Genomic DNA, 14,814 nt, shown 5'->3' with positions numbered 1-14,814 from the left:
AGGGGCTTCCCAAGGGCAGGTTTATCATACCTTTGGGAAAGCCCCTTTATTTTCCCCTGATATCGGGGGTTCCGAACAAAGTTAGCCGGAGCACCCAGAGCAGACACATTCCCCCAAACATCGGGTAGAGGAGAGAGAGCAAGGAACTGAACCCGAACTGGCTGAAGAAATAACAGAACACCATAATGCCAAGGGTAATCACTCTGGGCGAGAGTGAGGTTCGCTGCTGAGCCTGCAGGGTAATCCCGTAGATATTGGCCACGAAGGTGCTGAAAATTTCAAGGAAGATCAGAATGAGATAGATGATCTGCACGAGCCAGCCCAACTGGTTGGCGATGCTGCCCATCGGGATTTCGAATTGGGCGATGCCGGGCATGTGGGCGGACATCGCAAAATGTGCTGCCATCAGCATAAACCCTACGCCCGTACCTCCAATGATACCTCCCCAGGTTACGGTGCGCGCACTTTCGGTCTGGCTGCCGAGTGGGACCAGCACCGGCATCGCCATAACCAGGTTAAATGCGGTGTAGAGCAGGGGCGCCAGCCAAACCGCAGGCAGGCTATGGTCCGTAGTCAAGGTTAAGAAACGGGTGGCCCCCGGCGTCTGAATCGTCTGAGAAATAATTGCAAGCGATAAGGTCAGCATCATGGGCACGACAAGACTGTTCATCGTCATGATAGACTGGATGCCTTTTCTGAGAATGAAATAGGTTCCGATCATCGTGACAAACAGCCCGGTCTGATAGCTCATGTTCAGATGCTCCACAAAAACAGAGCCAGCGCCGGCAAGCATGATGCTGTTCACCCCGAGCAGAATGACAAACATAAAGAGGCTGATCCAGACGCCGGCTTTCTCTCCAAACAGAAATTTATTCAAGTCCTCAAAGGATTTTGCCCCGATCTGCCTGGATATCGTCATGATTTTCGTGCCGAGCCAAATAAATAATCCTGTCGTAAGCAGAATGGTCAGTGTAGCCCAGTGTCCATATTGGGTAAAGAATTGAAGGATTTCCCGTCCGGTCGCAAAGCCAGCGCCGACGATGGTTCCGATATATGTAAAGGCGATCTGTAAAACACGAATAGATTTACGCAAGCCCCGCATCCCCCTTGAAAGTTAATCGTTCTGCATAGTACAAGGTATGCTTGGCTCAGCTGGGACATGACTCCTACCTGTCCAGGTCCTTTGCCGGAGGCGTGACACGGGTTAGTGCCAGGTAGCGGAGATTCATGTCAGGAATTGTGACGAGAATCGTACAGTTAAATGACGGAGTCCCCGTTTGTACTTGCCGTATAGAGTGGAATATGGTACTTTTACGACAAAGGAATCGTGGGAGGTCTTTTGGATGGATTGGTTGAAGGAGCGGATCATCAAAGAAGGTGTCGTGTTGTCGGATCAGGTGCTGAAGCTGGATGCTTTGCTGACGCATCAAGTAGATCCGGCATTAATTATGGATATGGGTCGGGAATTCGCGGTGAGATTTAAAGAAAGCGGTGTGACCAAGGTCGTAACGCTGGAATCCTCCGGCATTTCTGTTGCTTTTGCCGCGGCGCTGGAATTGGGAGTTCCAATGGTATTCGCCCGGCGCAAAAAAACGCTGCTCGCCGATCCAGACGCCTTGTGTGAGCGGGTTCCGTCTTTTACCAAGGGCATTGTCACGGACATTATGGTATCGCGCCAGTTTATCGGTGAAGAGGATAAGTTACTCTTCATTGATGACATTATCGCGAACGGGGACGCTGCAAGAGGCCTGATCAAAATTATTGAACGAGCAGGGGCGGAATTAATCGGGCTTGGCGTTGTGATTGAAAAGAGCTTCCAGGCCGGAGCGCGAACGCTGCGCGAACAGAATGTTCATGTGGAATCGCTTGTTACCATCTCGTCGCTTGAGGACGGCAAGATTACGTTCAGCTAAAACTTAGCATCTTCTTTGGCATGTTAGCGATAGAGCAACGACGGATTAGGCCTTAAGTCATGAACGATTCCACCTAGCTTTGGGGAAGTGGAAAAATGGAAATTCGTAGTCAATGTTCATCGGATTTCTGCCTAAAATCACAACAAAATCTTTTCGCCTCCGTGATTTTCGCTTATAATAAAGAGGTAGGCAAGAGAGAGGAGGCAGCACCATGGGGAAACAACCTGTAACCGAGCCGTTTTTGATCGAGAAGCTGAATGAAGCAAAGGTACATTTTGAACGTGCTTTGGATTGTAAACATACGGAGTTTGATGATCTATATCCCTATATGATTGAACATCCTCAGTTTTTCTGGTACAAACGCTATGTTGCCTGGTCAGAACTGCTGACGATTGCCGGATTGTGTAAGGAGGTTTCCTTCGAATGGAAGGAACAGTTTACGCCTCAGCAGGTAGAATATATCGAGAAGCGTGTCATGTCTTCAACCGTTCTGGATTTTTGGTACGAGAAGAATGACAGCATCGAGCCGGCACAGCGTTAATGGGTATATAGAACATCTCTTAGTCGGGATGTTTATCGATATCGCAACGCATTCAAAAGACCTAAATGATCTCATTTAGGTCTTTTTTTGCAGAGTACGTTTATGGAGGAGGTATGGTGATGATTAGCGATGAAAGACTCGATGAGCTGCGGCTCTCCGGCGAATTGGTTCGGGTTGTGCGAGATGGCTTGGAGACCAATGATATTATAGGCTTTGTCGTCGCCTGGGACCCGGAGCAGGTCATAATACGCCGTAGAAATCGGCGGGTCGTTAAACTGGATCGCCGCTACAGCTACCAGCTTAAAAAAGATCCAAGAGTAAGCCCGATCGAAGAGTAGGAGTAGGCATAGATCTCGAACTTCTCGGACAACTTAACCTCGCATCAAATTTTTGTGGAGGAGTTGCTTTGGGTTATGGAAATGTCCAATGACAAGGTCTCGGCTTATAAGAATGAAATTCTGAATTTGAAGCAGAGCATGCCGGAGATGGCAGAGGCGTATCATCAGTTCACCGGCGTTTGCTTTCAGGATGGCGAGCTGGATGAGCGAACGAAGCAGCTGATCGCGCTCGGGATCGGACTGTTCGCCAATAACGAGCTGTGCACCTTCTATCATATGGAGGAAGCCCGTGCGAAGGGAGCCTCGGATACTCAGATAATGGAGGCTGTAGCCGTGGCGTCTGCCGCCAGTGCGGGACATGCTCTCTCGCAGGGACTGACCCGCATACAGCATAATCTTCATTGATTCACGTGTTACCAATAACCGTCTCATCCGGAGCATTCTTGTTCAGTGGGGGAGACGGTTATTCTCTGTTTAAAGGGCGGCGATTTAGCGGGCGGAAACAGCGGCAGGAGGATGGGCTTGCTCGGAGGACTCGGTCTCGGGCGGGACCAGCCCAAGATAGGCTCGCATGCGGTCCATCATCTCCTCACGGAAGGATGGCCATAGAATGTTCATCGAACCAATGTAACCCCGGCATGCATATCGCGCCTGGATTCCATCCTGGTTTTGCCCAATATCATACACCTTGATCGCCCGCTTGGTGAATTCCTGTTTCACCTCACGAAGAAGCACAGCAGCACGCTTGGCTCCGTTCCCCACAACCTCTACATACAATTGCGGGCTCTTGAAGACACCGCTCTCCTGAATGATTCGGCAATCCCTTTCAAACACTTTATGGATGAACATCAGCAGCAGGTAACTCTTGATCAATGCTCGTTCTTCTGTCGTAACAGCCGGTATGGCCATCAACATCACCGCCTTTATATAGAAAGTGGTTATTGGATAGGAACTTATGTTCTTATTTTAACCGGAAAACAGGTTTTTAATCAAGTTCAAAAAAAGTGTTGACTCGATTTACCTGGCGTGATATTATGTATCTTGTCGCCGCTGATAAGAGCTTGTCTCCTATAAGCGATGAGTATGATACGCGGTCGTGGCGGAATTGGCAGACGCGCACGGTTCAGGTCCGTGTGGGCTAACCCCCGTGGAGGTTCGAGTCCTCTCGACCGCATCCTTATGAAGAAGCTCGTAAACTTGCTTTTTAGCAGTTTGCGAGCTTTTTTGTGTTGAAACTTGGACGGCAAACCGGCAACATTTACTTTCTGACTTACATATTTGATCAACTTTACTCAAACAATACGGTTAGGTATGTATGAATAGGAGTGGAAAGGGGCGTCAAGATGCGGAAGGTATATAAAAATTCGGTGATCCTGCTGTGTATGGTATGGGGGATCGTGAACGGACCACAGATAGGTTATGGTGCAGGGATGGTTGCTTGGACTGATCTGTCACGTCAGGAGCCAAACCAAGTGTACGAAGAATCCGGGCGCAACAGACCCGGCCAGGAAAAGAAAACGAATAAGCTAGCCGTTATCATCGATGATTTTGGCAATGATCAGAAAGGGACTCAGGAAATGCTCAGTCTGCCTGTCAAAATCACGGTCGCTGTGATGCCTTTTTTGCCCACAAGCGTGAAGGACGCCGAGGCCGCACATCGGCAAGGCCATGACGTGATTATCCATATGCCCATGGAGCCTAAGCAGGGGCGAGCTTCCTGGCTTGGACCGGGTGCCATCTTAAGCTCGCTTACCGATGAGGAGATTCGTAAACGCATGGAAGAGGCCATTGATTCAATTCCTTACGCTGTAGGGATTAATAATCATATGGGTTCCAAGGTTACCGGGGATGAACGAGTCATGTCCATCGTACTCGACGTATGCAGGGAGAGAGGGCTGTTTTTTATCGACAGCAAGACGAATTACTACAGTGTGGTTGGCAAACTGGCAGCGGAGAAGGGGATGCCATCCATCGCCAACGATATCTTCCTGGATGACGTTCATACCGTTCAGCACGTGAGCAAGCAGCTGCAGACCGCAGCACAGCATGCGGAAGAGAGAACTTCCTGCATTGCAATAGGCCACGTTGGCGTGTATGGAATCCGCACGGCAGAAGCGCTAAAAGGAAGCATTCCTAAACTGCAGACGAAGGTGGAGTTTGTAGGTATCAGCGATCTGGTAAGGGAACGATCAAGCTGGCGGCCGAATCCGCTGCCTGCGTATTAGTGCAATAGCAGCACTGATGGCGATTTTTTGCCATGTTGTGAGAAACTGGACGATAAAAGGTTATCCGACAAAGGTCAGCCCATATCTTGTATAGACATAAAAAATAAATAGCCTTCCAGACAAGGACCCGGTGATTCCGTTCCCTGTATGGAAGGCTGTTCTTATGTTGAGGCAGCGGCCACGCATGCTGTGAATGATCTCGCTAATGTTGCTGCTGACGCGCTGTGCGTAATCGGAATACCCCGAAAAGGTCCCGAACAGATGATTTCCGTTCCGAATCGTGTTGGCTACTGAGCCGGGTAGGATGAAAACAAAAAACAGCCCCAAACTACAGGGCCGTTAAATAACCGATAATCCCGTCGGCAATGGCCTCGGCAATCTGCATTTGACCATTGCGGCTGGTCAATAAGTTCCGGTCCTCCATGTTGCTGAGGAAACCCGTTTCAACGATGACGGCGGGCACTTGGGTTTGATTGAGCAGATAATACGGCTTGCCTATCATGATGCCATTGTTGTTGCGGTAAACCAGATTCAACTGCTCTTGGATGGTGTCCGCAAGTAGGGTGCTCCGTCCCTCGGATTGATGCAGGACGATGCCTCCGCGCTTGGAGGAGTTCTTTCCCCAATTCACATGAATGCTGACTACAAGCTTGGTCGGGATCTCGCTGCTGAGCTGTTTACGCTGCGACAGATCCCGGCGGTGTCTGGAGGAGCTTCGATGCCAGCGGTTGTCGTCGCTAAGGGCGTAATCGGCATCGCGATTCAGCACGGCATGATAACCCTCCTTGCGAAGCAGCATGAACACTCTGCGTGAAATGGCCAGGTTGATATCTTTTTCGAGAATGTCCCCATACGAAGTACCGCCGTCAATGCCGCCATGACCCACATCGATCAGAACGACATCATGTGCAAAAGGGTGCAGGTGCCGGAGCTTGGACTGGTCGATTTCCTGACCCGATGAGTGGGTGGATTCCGGCGTTTCGGACGTAAGCCGGGCTGTCTGTATCGATGTCTGATGAACGGTTCTTGCGGGATGCGTCATGGCATGCTTCTTCACTGGACAGGCTTCGGTGACAGAACCCGGGAATGCCAGCGTAAAGAGAAGCATCCACACCCCTGCTGCCTTAACCATGATGGATTCCTTCTTTCACGTAAAATTTCGGCTTTATTAGAATGTGCATTTAGCGGAAAAATCATGCCGTTCAAATGCGTGCGTCTAGAATCGATCGAAATGGAGCAAACTGATATTGGGATGTGGATAAACCATAAGGAGTTGATTCATATGGCTAGCGGCGATGATTTAATCAAGTACATTACCGAGCGCGTAGTTCATTATATAGATACGCCCAAGGACGTTCGGCGCAAGGCGAAGGTGAAGGAATCCTGGACCACAAGGTGGTTCGGCATGATTCCGTTCTCCATGTCGCTATGGAAAGAAGATGTAACCACCAAGCGCAAAAAAAGGGCAAAGTAGCAGCTGCTGCACGTTCCTTCATGAAGTCGCATTTTGTACATCGTGCGTATTGCTTCCTGTTACGCACGATGTCAGGTTCGAAACATGCTTTGGAATGGCTGTAGACCCTTGTGAGTGCTGAGTGCACAACCATAAACCGTTTTGAAAAAATATAAAGGACGCTTCCCGTTAAAGGGCCGCGTCCTTTTGTCAGTCATGGCATATTGCATGGATGAGGGCTGCTTGCTTTAACCCGTGTCATTTCGGCTGAGCATAGAATTGACCTTGTCCGATTAACCGGGATGCCGGCAAGAAACGGAGAGTGTCTGTATTCCGTAAGGGAACCGACACATAAAGCGCAGCCGGGTTTTCCTGATTCGCCGGGGACCAGCGATGCCAGCCGGTTAAGTTAAAAGGTGCGCCGTAAGCGGCATTGCCTTTTTTGGACTTGAATATCAGGGTGGAGTGCTCTTGTAGTAAATTCCGCAGATCGGCGCTGCTTCGGGTCGTTAGTTCGCTTGAGGCCAGCCACAGCAGATTATCGTAAGGATCCATGGAGTCGCCGGTTGCGATGGAGGGAGTGGCGGCAAACCAATGATTGGACGTGGATGAAGCCACGAGTCCTTTGGCTGTTGCAGGCAGAGATACGGATACCAGCTTCGTCGTTGAATGCGTCTGCTGGGGCTCATCCGGGAGAGCTTCACTATTTAGTGCATTAAAATAAATCGGCTTCTTGCCGGGCAGCTGGACCTGCCAGACGGGGGACACGTCATACAGCTTGCGCACGATGCTTCCTTGAGGCAATGATCCTCCGACCTTCACAAGTCCTTCCGCAGAGAGCCGTTCTTTCAACGGCGCTTGGCTGTAGGGAAGAGTCGAGCCGATTCCGTATTCACTCAGGATATATCCACCGTCTTCTTCTGCACTGATAATCATGTATCCTTGCGGCAGTCCTTCATCGGAAATCGTGACCAACCAGCCGTGCGTACCCGGACCAAGCGGGGTGAATTCGAGCTTGGCTTCATCCCAGGTCGTAAATGGCGCATGGGCCGATAATTGAGCGACAGTCTCCTCCGCAAAGTCCATCAAACTCCCGGGTACCTGAGCCACGGCGTTGTTCTGATTAACATCTGAAACGCCTGATCTATGATGATCCGCTGTAAGCTGAGTGCTGGTGCTGGTCAGACTAGGGCTGTTCGCAGAATTGGAAACGTCGGCTTGGCTAGCGGCAGCCAAGCTTGCCTGCGGCTGGAACGAGCTGAACCACAGGATAGTTGTTACGATCATAGAGACAGACAGCATTCGATATCGGCTGGTCTGTTTGTTATCGGTTGATTTTGGCTGGGAATTCTTGCAATCCTTGTCATCATGGTTATGAAGTTTCATGTTCCACTGTTTCAAATCATTAACCGCCTTTCCTTGGCCCTACGCGCCGTGGATGTATTGAAATCATCATATCGGACAAGCTCTGCAAAGGCTGTTGCAAGCTGTCGCGGTAGGAGAAGGGAGAATGGTTCTTTTTTTGCCTGCTTTTGTAGAGGGGCGTCATGATGACGCACCCACAGGCGAACACAGATGAAATAGACCGCAGGTTATGACGGACAAGCTCACTTTCGGCTCGTACTGCCACTGCATTTCCGACCGACGGTTCTTATATTGCTCCTCAATGAGCGCTTTTTTCTCTTCATCCTGCTCCTTGAGCAGGTCCTCGTAATAGCTGTCGATCACCAGCAGTTCTTCTTCAAGACGTTCTCTTGCTTTGGTGGCCCAGTCATAGTCCAGCTTGCTTATCTTGTCGATAAGATGGTTCTCCAGCACATCTACGGCCTGTTCGAGCGTAAGAGCCGCGGGTCGGACGTGAACGCTCTCGGGCAAGCGGGGCGTCAGTTCGCGTCCAATCAGGATCGCCGGGAAGTCATGGGCAATCGCACGACTAGATAATGAGATTCCGAGAAAAAACAATTCCTCCCGCTTCAGATCACAGCTGAACTCCACCTTGAAGCAGACGCCCAGCCACTGCTCATACGGAGTGGAACGGGCTCTCGGACGCGGCTCGGTATCGCGCTGCTGGAACAGGTAGACGCATTTGCCTTCCTCCCGGGAAGCATTCCAGATTTGGGCGAGCCGGCTGCTGCCGTAGCCAATGTTCTCCCGCTGAATGCGGCCGGGACCGAGGATAGGCAGAACTGGGGCATTCCCGTAAAAGCGGGCCAGGAGGGGATCCTGCGCGGGTGCCGCGAGCTGCGCTTTGGCCTCGGCTGCTTGGGTCTTTGCAAGCCGTTCGTCGTATTTCTCCGGATCAAACACGAAATTGAAGGACAACGTTTCGGCGGGAGCGCCGGTACGTTCCACGAAGCCCCAGTAATACGGGCGGTTGGTGAGCATTTTGTCGGCTTGCGGTGACAGTTTCACGGTGACATGCTCAGGCGATTTTTCAATGACGGTGCATTCGGTGGCTTCCAAATAGGCCATGAAGTGCTGCTGCACCTCCTGCGGCGTCATGGTCATATTAGGCTTCTTCCTCTCTTAGATTTTCTTCGACGGTGCTTCCCTGCTCGATATCCTGTTTAATATGGTGAATCGAGTCGCCCAATGTGCTGATGCGCTGGCGGAGCTCATCGTCGTTGCCGGACTCCAGCATGATTTTGTACAGACTCTTCTCGATGGATTCCTTCTTTTCGAACCGCTCCAGAATGACATCCAGTCCGCCGATGACCATCTCGAACATGTTGATCTTCTCGTGCAGCAGGTTCAGGATGTGCTCTTCAATGGTTCCCGACGTGGACAGGTTGTAGATCTTCACGTCATTGGTCTGGCCGAGACGATGCACGCGTCCAATCCGCTGCTCAACCCGCATGGGATTCCAGGGCAGATCAAAGTTGATCATATGGTGGCAGAATTGCAGATTGATGCCTTCGCCGCCAGCTTCCGTCGCGATCATGACCTGCGCCTTGCCACGGAAGAGATCCATCATCCAGTCCTTCTTGCCGCGGTTCATTCCGCCTCGGTACGGTACGGAGATCAGTCCGTGATCGCGAAAATAATTGAGCAAGTATTCCTGCGTGGCGCGGTACTCCGTAAATACGATGACCTTCTCGTTCATTTGCTGGATGAGCTCGATGGTTTTTTCCGCCTTGGTGTTGGCTTTGATGGCCTTGATGAGATAGACGAGCTCCCAGATTTTATCGCGCAGCGGAGAGTCCTCGGGCAGCTTCTTGGACAGATTAACAAGAGTCACGAAGACGGCATCGCGGCTGCTGCACACTTCACGCTGGAGCGTAACGAGTGACAGCATACTGCTTAAATTTCCCCCTGCTGCCTGATACTGATCTTTGACGAAGGACGTAACGCCGTCGTATAATGACTGTTCTTCGGGCGAAAGGCTAAGCCCTACATTGCGGACGGATCGCTTGGTGAATTTCACTTCGCCCTCGCCGCGGCGGTTACGGATCATGACCTTGGACAGCTCATCCTTGAGCTGATCCTGGTTCTTGGGTCTTCGTTTATCGACAACAAAATTAGCGGCAAACTGCCCTTGGCCTCCGAGCTGGCCCGGCTTCAGCAGAGTGATCAGATTGAAGAGCTCGCTGAGATCGTTCTGCACCGGCGTGGCCGTCAGCAAGAGGCAGTATTTTTTGCGCAGCTTTTGAATGAATTGATAATTGGATGTTTTCTTGTTCTTGAGTTTGTGCGCCTCATCGATGATGAGCATATCGTATTCCTCGTTCAGCAGAATCTCCTGATGCGGATCGCGTTTGGCCGTGTCCATGGATGCGACAACGATGTCATTGCCCCAGGAGTACGCTTTTTTTTGCGCAATCGCAGAAATGCCGAACTTGGAGTTTAGCTCGCGAACCCATTGCAGCACAAGGGAAGCCGGAACTAGAATCAACACTTTGGATACCAAGCCGCGCACGATGTATTCTTTTAAAATAAGGCCGGCTTCAATCGTCTTTCCAAGTCCCACCTCATCGGCCAGAATCGCTCTGCCCGACATCTCGAACAATACGCGTCTTGCGGTATCGGTCTGATGGGGGAGCGGGGATAAGCCGCCAAGGTGCTTGAGGCATTGTAATTCTTCAAAGCTTGTAACCAAGCGGGATTTCTCGCCCTCCACGGCAAGCTGGGCCAGACGATAGTCCCCCCAAGGGCCGCCTTTGCCCAGTCGTCCGGCGAGATCGTCAAACCAGGAACGGTCGATCTGCAAAGGAACGGGAAGGCGCGGGTCGATAATCATGCCTGAGTCGGCAGATAGCTGTTGGTTCATGTCGATCTCCTCCTGTTGTGAAAGATTCCGGGCCAGCGGTGTATATGTAGTATGGACGAAAAAAGAAGTCTTCATAACCTTGCACGAATTCGGGAGGCGCGGAATACCCTATAGGGCGCACGGCTGCTGGAATTGGATATTTTCATCCTTTTTTTTCATAGGAAAGGGCGAAAAAGAGAGCGAGAGGAAGAAAGCGGAAGCTTGCGAGCGGGAGCTTGGAACTGTTGGCTTAATTTTCACATTATCGGCATAGTTAACCTATATATAGTGTAGTATAATGAATTGGTAGCACTATATATGGTGTATATAGTGGTTTAGGATGTTTGACCGGCTACATAACAGGTTATGTTGTTGGTGAGCACATATACTTGGGAATCTTTTTAAATTTTATATCTTATATAGGAGGTAGTTGCTCTTGAGTACGATGCAGAATCAGCGGCTGGAAGGTTTAAGCGAGAAGATCTTTTTGGACCGGTATGCCTGGAAGGATGCGGACACCAATAACGCGAAGGTAGGCGATGTGGTGCTCGTTTTGACGAAGGATGATCCTAAATTTCCGACCAAGGAAGTTGGCGAAATCGTGAAGCGCGAAGGCCGCAAGGTCACGGTGAAGACACGGAAGGGCGAGCTTGTGGAATCGGATGTGGAGAAACTAACGTTAACCATCGAGAAAACGCCGGAAGAAATGTGGGATCGACTCGCGGCTGCCATGTCATCGGTTGAGGCAACGCCGGAACTGCAGGAAGAGTGGCGCGGAAAGTTCAGCGAGATTCTGGATGATTGGAAGCTGGTACCGGGCGGACGGATTGCAGCTGGAGCTGGTGCGAGCGATGAATTGACGCTGTTCAACTGTTACGTGATTCCTTCGCCGAAGGACAGCCGGGGCGGCATCATGGAAACCCTGAGCGAGATGACCGAGATTATGGCTCGCGGCGGCGGTGTCGGCATTAACTTGTCTTCCCTGCGTCCTCGGCGTGCGATCGTGAGAGGCGTGAACGGTTCCTCCAGCGGTGCGGTATCGTGGGGCGGATTGTTCAGTTATACGACGGGCCTGATCGAGCAGGGCGGAAGCCGCCGGGGCGCGCTTATGTTGATGATTAACGATTGGCACCCGGACGTGGAGGATTTCATTACGGTGAAGCAGACGATGGGACAAGTCACGAACGCGAACCTGTCGGTATGCGTCAGCAATGATTTCATGAAGGCTGTGAAGGAAGATTTGGACTGGGAGCTGGTGTTCCCGGATACTACTGATCCTGATTATGATGAGCTGTGGGACGGGGATCTGGATAAATGGAAGAAAGCCGGACACCGTATCATTCCATATAAAACCGTAAAAGCACGCGAGGTCTGGCATACCATTATCGAATCCGCATGGAAATCGGCAGAGCCGGGTGTCGTATTCATGGAATACTATAACCAGATGTCCAACAGCTGGTATTTCAATCCAATTATCTGTACGAACCCTTGCGGTGAGCAGGGACTTCCGGGCTGGGGCGTATGTAATCTGTCCGCGATGAACCTGTCGAAGTTCTATGATGAAGCGAATCATGACGTTGCCTGGGATGAGCTGGCGACAACGACGCGTTACTCTGTGCGTTTCCTGGATAATGTCATTGACCGGACGCCGTACCATTTTGAAGAAAACGAATTGAACCAGAAAAAAGAGCGCCGCGTGGGTCTCGGAACGATGGGTCTGGCCGAGCTGATGATCAAGCTGAACATCCGTTACGGCAGTCCGGAATCGCTGGAGTTCCTGGATAAGCTGTATGGCTTCATCGCGCGCGAAGCATATCTCGCTTCTGCGGATATTGCCGAGGAGAAGGGTTCGTTCCAAGCATTCGATGCCGAACTGTACCTGCAAAGCGGTTTCATGAAAAATATGACCGAAGTGTATCCTGAAGTTGCCGAAGCGGTACGCAAAAAAGGTGCACGCAACGTAACCGTCATTACCCAAGCGCCAACGGGCAGCACGGGTACCATGGTCGGAACGTCGACGGGGATCGAGCCGTACTTTGCCTTCAAATACTTCCGTCAAAGCCGACTCGGCTTCGACGAGCAGTTCGTGCCGATTGCCCAGGATTGGCTGGACAGCCATCCGGGCGAGGAGCTTCCGGATTATTACGTCACGGCGATGAGCCTCTCTGCCGAGGATCACATCCGCGTGCAGGCGGCGATTCAGCGCTGGGTAGACAGCTCCATCTCGAAGACGGCAAACTGCCCGTCGGACTTCACGGTTGAAGATACAAAGCGTTTGTATGAGCTGGCATTCGACCTTGGATGCAAAGGTGTAACGATCTACCGCGACGGCAGCCGTGACGTGCAGGTGCTGCAGACGGAGAAAAAAGAAGATAAGGCCGCCGAAGCGACAACAGCTTCTACTGCGGACACGGCGCTGGAGCAAAGCGCGACAGGCCAAGCCGCAGAGGATGCGGCGAGCGTTGAGCCGGCGGCTGCAAGCGTGGCAGTGACAGCCTCACCGAGCAAGAGCGGGCTGGATAAACAATACAAGAAGCGTCCGCAAGTGCTGCGCGGCGCAACCTATAAAATGAACACGCCGTTTGGCATGGCGTACATTACGATCAACGATCTGGACGGCATTCCAAGCGAAATCTTCCTGAACGTCGGCAAGGCCGGATCGGATGTGTTCGCGATGGCGGAAGCCTTGGGCCGCGTCTGCTCCTTGTTCCTCCGTTACGGGGACCATGGCAATAAGGTGGAGCTGTTGATCAAGCACCTTAAGGGCATCGGCGGCACCGGCGCGATCGGCTTCGGCGCAAACCGTGTAGAATCTATCGCCGACGCGGTGGCGAAGGCGCTCGAAACGCACGTGGCAAACAACGCTGGGGCGGATCATGACCATGATCCGGCACCGGTCGCAGCCACGATGGCGCCTGCTGATGCAGATGCCGGGAGTGAGACCATAGCCGCGGGATATGGTGGACATGGTTCGCACGCAGGCGGCAGTTCCATGTCGCTGGATCTATGCCCATCTTGTGGCGGGGCGTCTCTGATTAACATCGAAGGATGCAAGACTTGCGGGAATTGCGGGTATAGTAAGTGTTCGTGAGGAAGTTGAACTCTTTGTTTAGAAAACATTAGATAATGAATGATCATTTTAAAGGCATTGGAGATTTCCGCGAAGGCGGGGATCTCCTTTTTTTCGTACGGCCAGCATGTACGGTGGTGTGAGTGGAAGGGGGAGCTGCCCTACCTACTCGGTTGTTATAGGAAGGGAGAGGAGCAGTTGGAGCTCCCCTATGTTGCTCTGTATGATGGTGGAACAGACCGGTCATTTGCCTAGACTTGGAACACATGATATCTCAATTAGTGAATGCTATATCATTCATTAAAAAAGTCAGCCAATAAAGGCTGACTTTTATGTCTTTCTATTAATTAATATGCTGTATCCCAAGTTTTCGCTTATTACTCTATTCGAATGAGTTTAACCTCTTTCTTTTGCTTTGTTTTTTCTGATGTAGCCGTAGCTGCGATATCTAAGATAGCTTCCATTTTCTGAATATACTGCTCCGGGATTTCATCTAGCAGGGAAAAGATTTTCTTGAAGGATTTTTCATAAGCGTATTGTACGTATTGATCATATACTTCTTTGCCTGTTTGGGTAGCCTTTATAATAATGTTTTTCTTATTGTCAGAGGTATGGTATTTTTCGAGAAACCCTTTCTCCACCATTTTTGTAACATTTTTTGAGAATGCGCTTTTAGATATTCCCAACCGATTAGAAATTTCAAGCATATTTTGGTTTTTATCTTCATTCTCCAATATATATTCTAGTACTTGAATTTGAGCAGCAGAAAATAAAAAAGGAGTATTATACGGATACTCTTTTTTGTAAGAGTCCGCATAAGCATTACCAAATTTTACAAGCCTCTCGACAAATATTCTATTTCTCCCCATCCATTCTAGTGACATAGACATCACTCTTTTCCTGTTCATTTAGCTCTTAAAATTATATCAAAAAAAATAAATTCAACAAAGGGATATATTCTATATTGCTTTCACTTATTATGTGTAGTATAAAAACAATATAGTTTACTTAGGAAACTATATTGTTTT

At 50.5% G+C, this 14,814-nt stretch carries 14 protein-coding genes and 1 tRNA gene; 8 read left to right on the top strand and 7 right to left on the bottom strand.

Features of this window, described 5'->3' with window-relative positions; translation table 11 throughout:
* Positions 1-46: 46 nt before the first annotated feature.
* Positions 47-1,093, bottom strand: a complete 1,047-nt coding sequence (locus MHH48_RS25120) for a hypothetical protein (protein ID WP_076325773.1) — start codon at positions 1,091-1,093, stop codon at positions 47-49.
* Positions 1,094-1,343: 250 nt separating this feature from the next.
* Here MHH48_RS25120 and MHH48_RS25115 point away from each other — a divergent pair, with 250 nt between their 5' ends.
* The 4 genes from MHH48_RS25115 (at position 1,344) to MHH48_RS25100 (ending at position 3,197) form a co-directional block, all read left to right on the top strand.
* Complete coding sequence (locus MHH48_RS25115; protein ID WP_076325774.1) at positions 1,344-1,913, top strand: xanthine phosphoribosyltransferase; 570 nt, start codon at positions 1,344-1,346, stop codon at positions 1,911-1,913.
* 211 nt (positions 1,914-2,124) lie between these two features.
* A complete protein-coding gene (locus MHH48_RS25110; RefSeq protein WP_076325775.1) occupies positions 2,125-2,454 on the top strand; it encodes a hypothetical protein in 330 nt (109 codons plus the stop codon).
* A 119-nt stretch (positions 2,455-2,573) separates the two neighbouring features.
* The gene (locus tag MHH48_RS25105; RefSeq protein ID WP_076325776.1) at positions 2,574-2,792 is read left to right on the top strand and encodes a hypothetical protein; all 219 of its coding nucleotides are present in this window, start codon (positions 2,574-2,576) and stop codon (positions 2,790-2,792) included.
* Positions 2,793-2,867: 75 nt separating this feature from the next.
* Positions 2,868-3,197 carry a carboxymuconolactone decarboxylase family protein gene (locus MHH48_RS25100; RefSeq protein WP_076325777.1) on the top strand — a complete coding sequence of 110 codons (330 nt, stop codon included), beginning with the start codon at positions 2,868-2,870 and terminating at the stop codon, positions 3,195-3,197.
* Between the two features lie 84 nt (positions 3,198-3,281).
* On the opposite strand, the gene MHH48_RS25095 is transcribed toward MHH48_RS25100, so the two are convergent.
* Positions 3,282-3,701, bottom strand: a complete 420-nt coding sequence (locus MHH48_RS25095; protein WP_076325778.1) for a hypothetical protein — start codon at positions 3,699-3,701, stop codon at positions 3,282-3,284.
* Positions 3,702-3,882: 181 nt separating this feature from the next.
* Here MHH48_RS25095 and MHH48_RS25090 point away from each other — a divergent pair.
* Positions 3,883-3,966 (top strand) — tRNA-Leu (locus tag MHH48_RS25090).
* A gap of 169 nt (positions 3,967-4,135) precedes the next feature.
* Positions 4,136-5,017, top strand: a complete 882-nt coding sequence (locus MHH48_RS25085) for a divergent polysaccharide deacetylase family protein (protein WP_076325779.1) — start codon at positions 4,136-4,138, stop codon at positions 5,015-5,017.
* A 328-nt stretch (positions 5,018-5,345) separates the two neighbouring features.
* Here the strand turns inward: MHH48_RS25085 and MHH48_RS25080 are convergent, their stop codons facing one another.
* On the bottom strand, positions 5,346-6,149 hold the full coding sequence (locus tag MHH48_RS25080) for an N-acetylmuramoyl-L-alanine amidase (RefSeq protein WP_076325780.1): 804 nt from the start codon (positions 6,147-6,149) through the stop codon (positions 5,346-5,348).
* Between the two features lie 150 nt (positions 6,150-6,299).
* Between MHH48_RS25080 and MHH48_RS25075 the strand changes: the two genes are divergently transcribed.
* The gene (locus tag MHH48_RS25075; protein ID WP_076325781.1) at positions 6,300-6,491 is read left to right on the top strand and encodes a YqzE family protein; all 192 of its coding nucleotides are present in this window, start codon (positions 6,300-6,302) and stop codon (positions 6,489-6,491) included.
* 237 nt (positions 6,492-6,728) lie between these two features.
* Here MHH48_RS25075 and MHH48_RS25070 read toward each other — a convergent pair whose 3' ends face one another.
* The 3 genes from MHH48_RS25070 to MHH48_RS25060 form a co-directional block, all read right to left on the bottom strand.
* Positions 6,729-7,871, bottom strand: coding sequence for a hypothetical protein (locus MHH48_RS25070; protein ID WP_083659816.1), 1,143 nt, complete (start codon positions 7,869-7,871; stop codon positions 6,729-6,731).
* Positions 7,872-8,015: 144 nt separating this feature from the next.
* Positions 8,016-8,978, bottom strand: coding sequence for a YqhG family protein (locus MHH48_RS25065; protein WP_076325782.1), 963 nt, complete (start codon positions 8,976-8,978; stop codon positions 8,016-8,018).
* A gap of 1 nt (position 8,979) precedes the next feature.
* Positions 8,980-10,737, bottom strand: coding sequence for an SNF2-related protein (locus MHH48_RS25060; protein WP_076325783.1), 1,758 nt, complete (start codon positions 10,735-10,737; stop codon positions 8,980-8,982).
* Between the two features lie 415 nt (positions 10,738-11,152).
* Here MHH48_RS25060 and MHH48_RS25055 point away from each other — a divergent pair, with 415 nt between their 5' ends.
* A complete protein-coding gene (locus MHH48_RS25055) occupies positions 11,153-13,807 on the top strand; it encodes an adenosylcobalamin-dependent ribonucleoside-diphosphate reductase (protein ID WP_076325784.1) in 2,655 nt (884 codons plus the stop codon).
* Positions 13,808-14,163: 356 nt separating this feature from the next.
* On the opposite strand, the gene MHH48_RS25050 is transcribed toward MHH48_RS25055, so the two are convergent.
* Positions 14,164-14,670: a MarR family winged helix-turn-helix transcriptional regulator gene (locus tag MHH48_RS25050; protein ID WP_076325786.1), complete on the bottom strand. Its 507-nt coding sequence runs from the start codon at positions 14,668-14,670 to the stop codon at positions 14,164-14,166.
* Positions 14,671-14,814: the final 144 nt, after the last annotated feature.

It is taken from the genome of Paenibacillus sp. FSL F4-0100, assembly GCF_037993005.1.
Classification (GTDB): domain Bacteria; phylum Bacillota; class Bacilli; order Paenibacillales; family Paenibacillaceae; genus Paenibacillus_AQ.
Note: the sequence above shows the minus strand (reverse complement) of the source record. Positions and strands in the feature narration are given on the sequence as shown.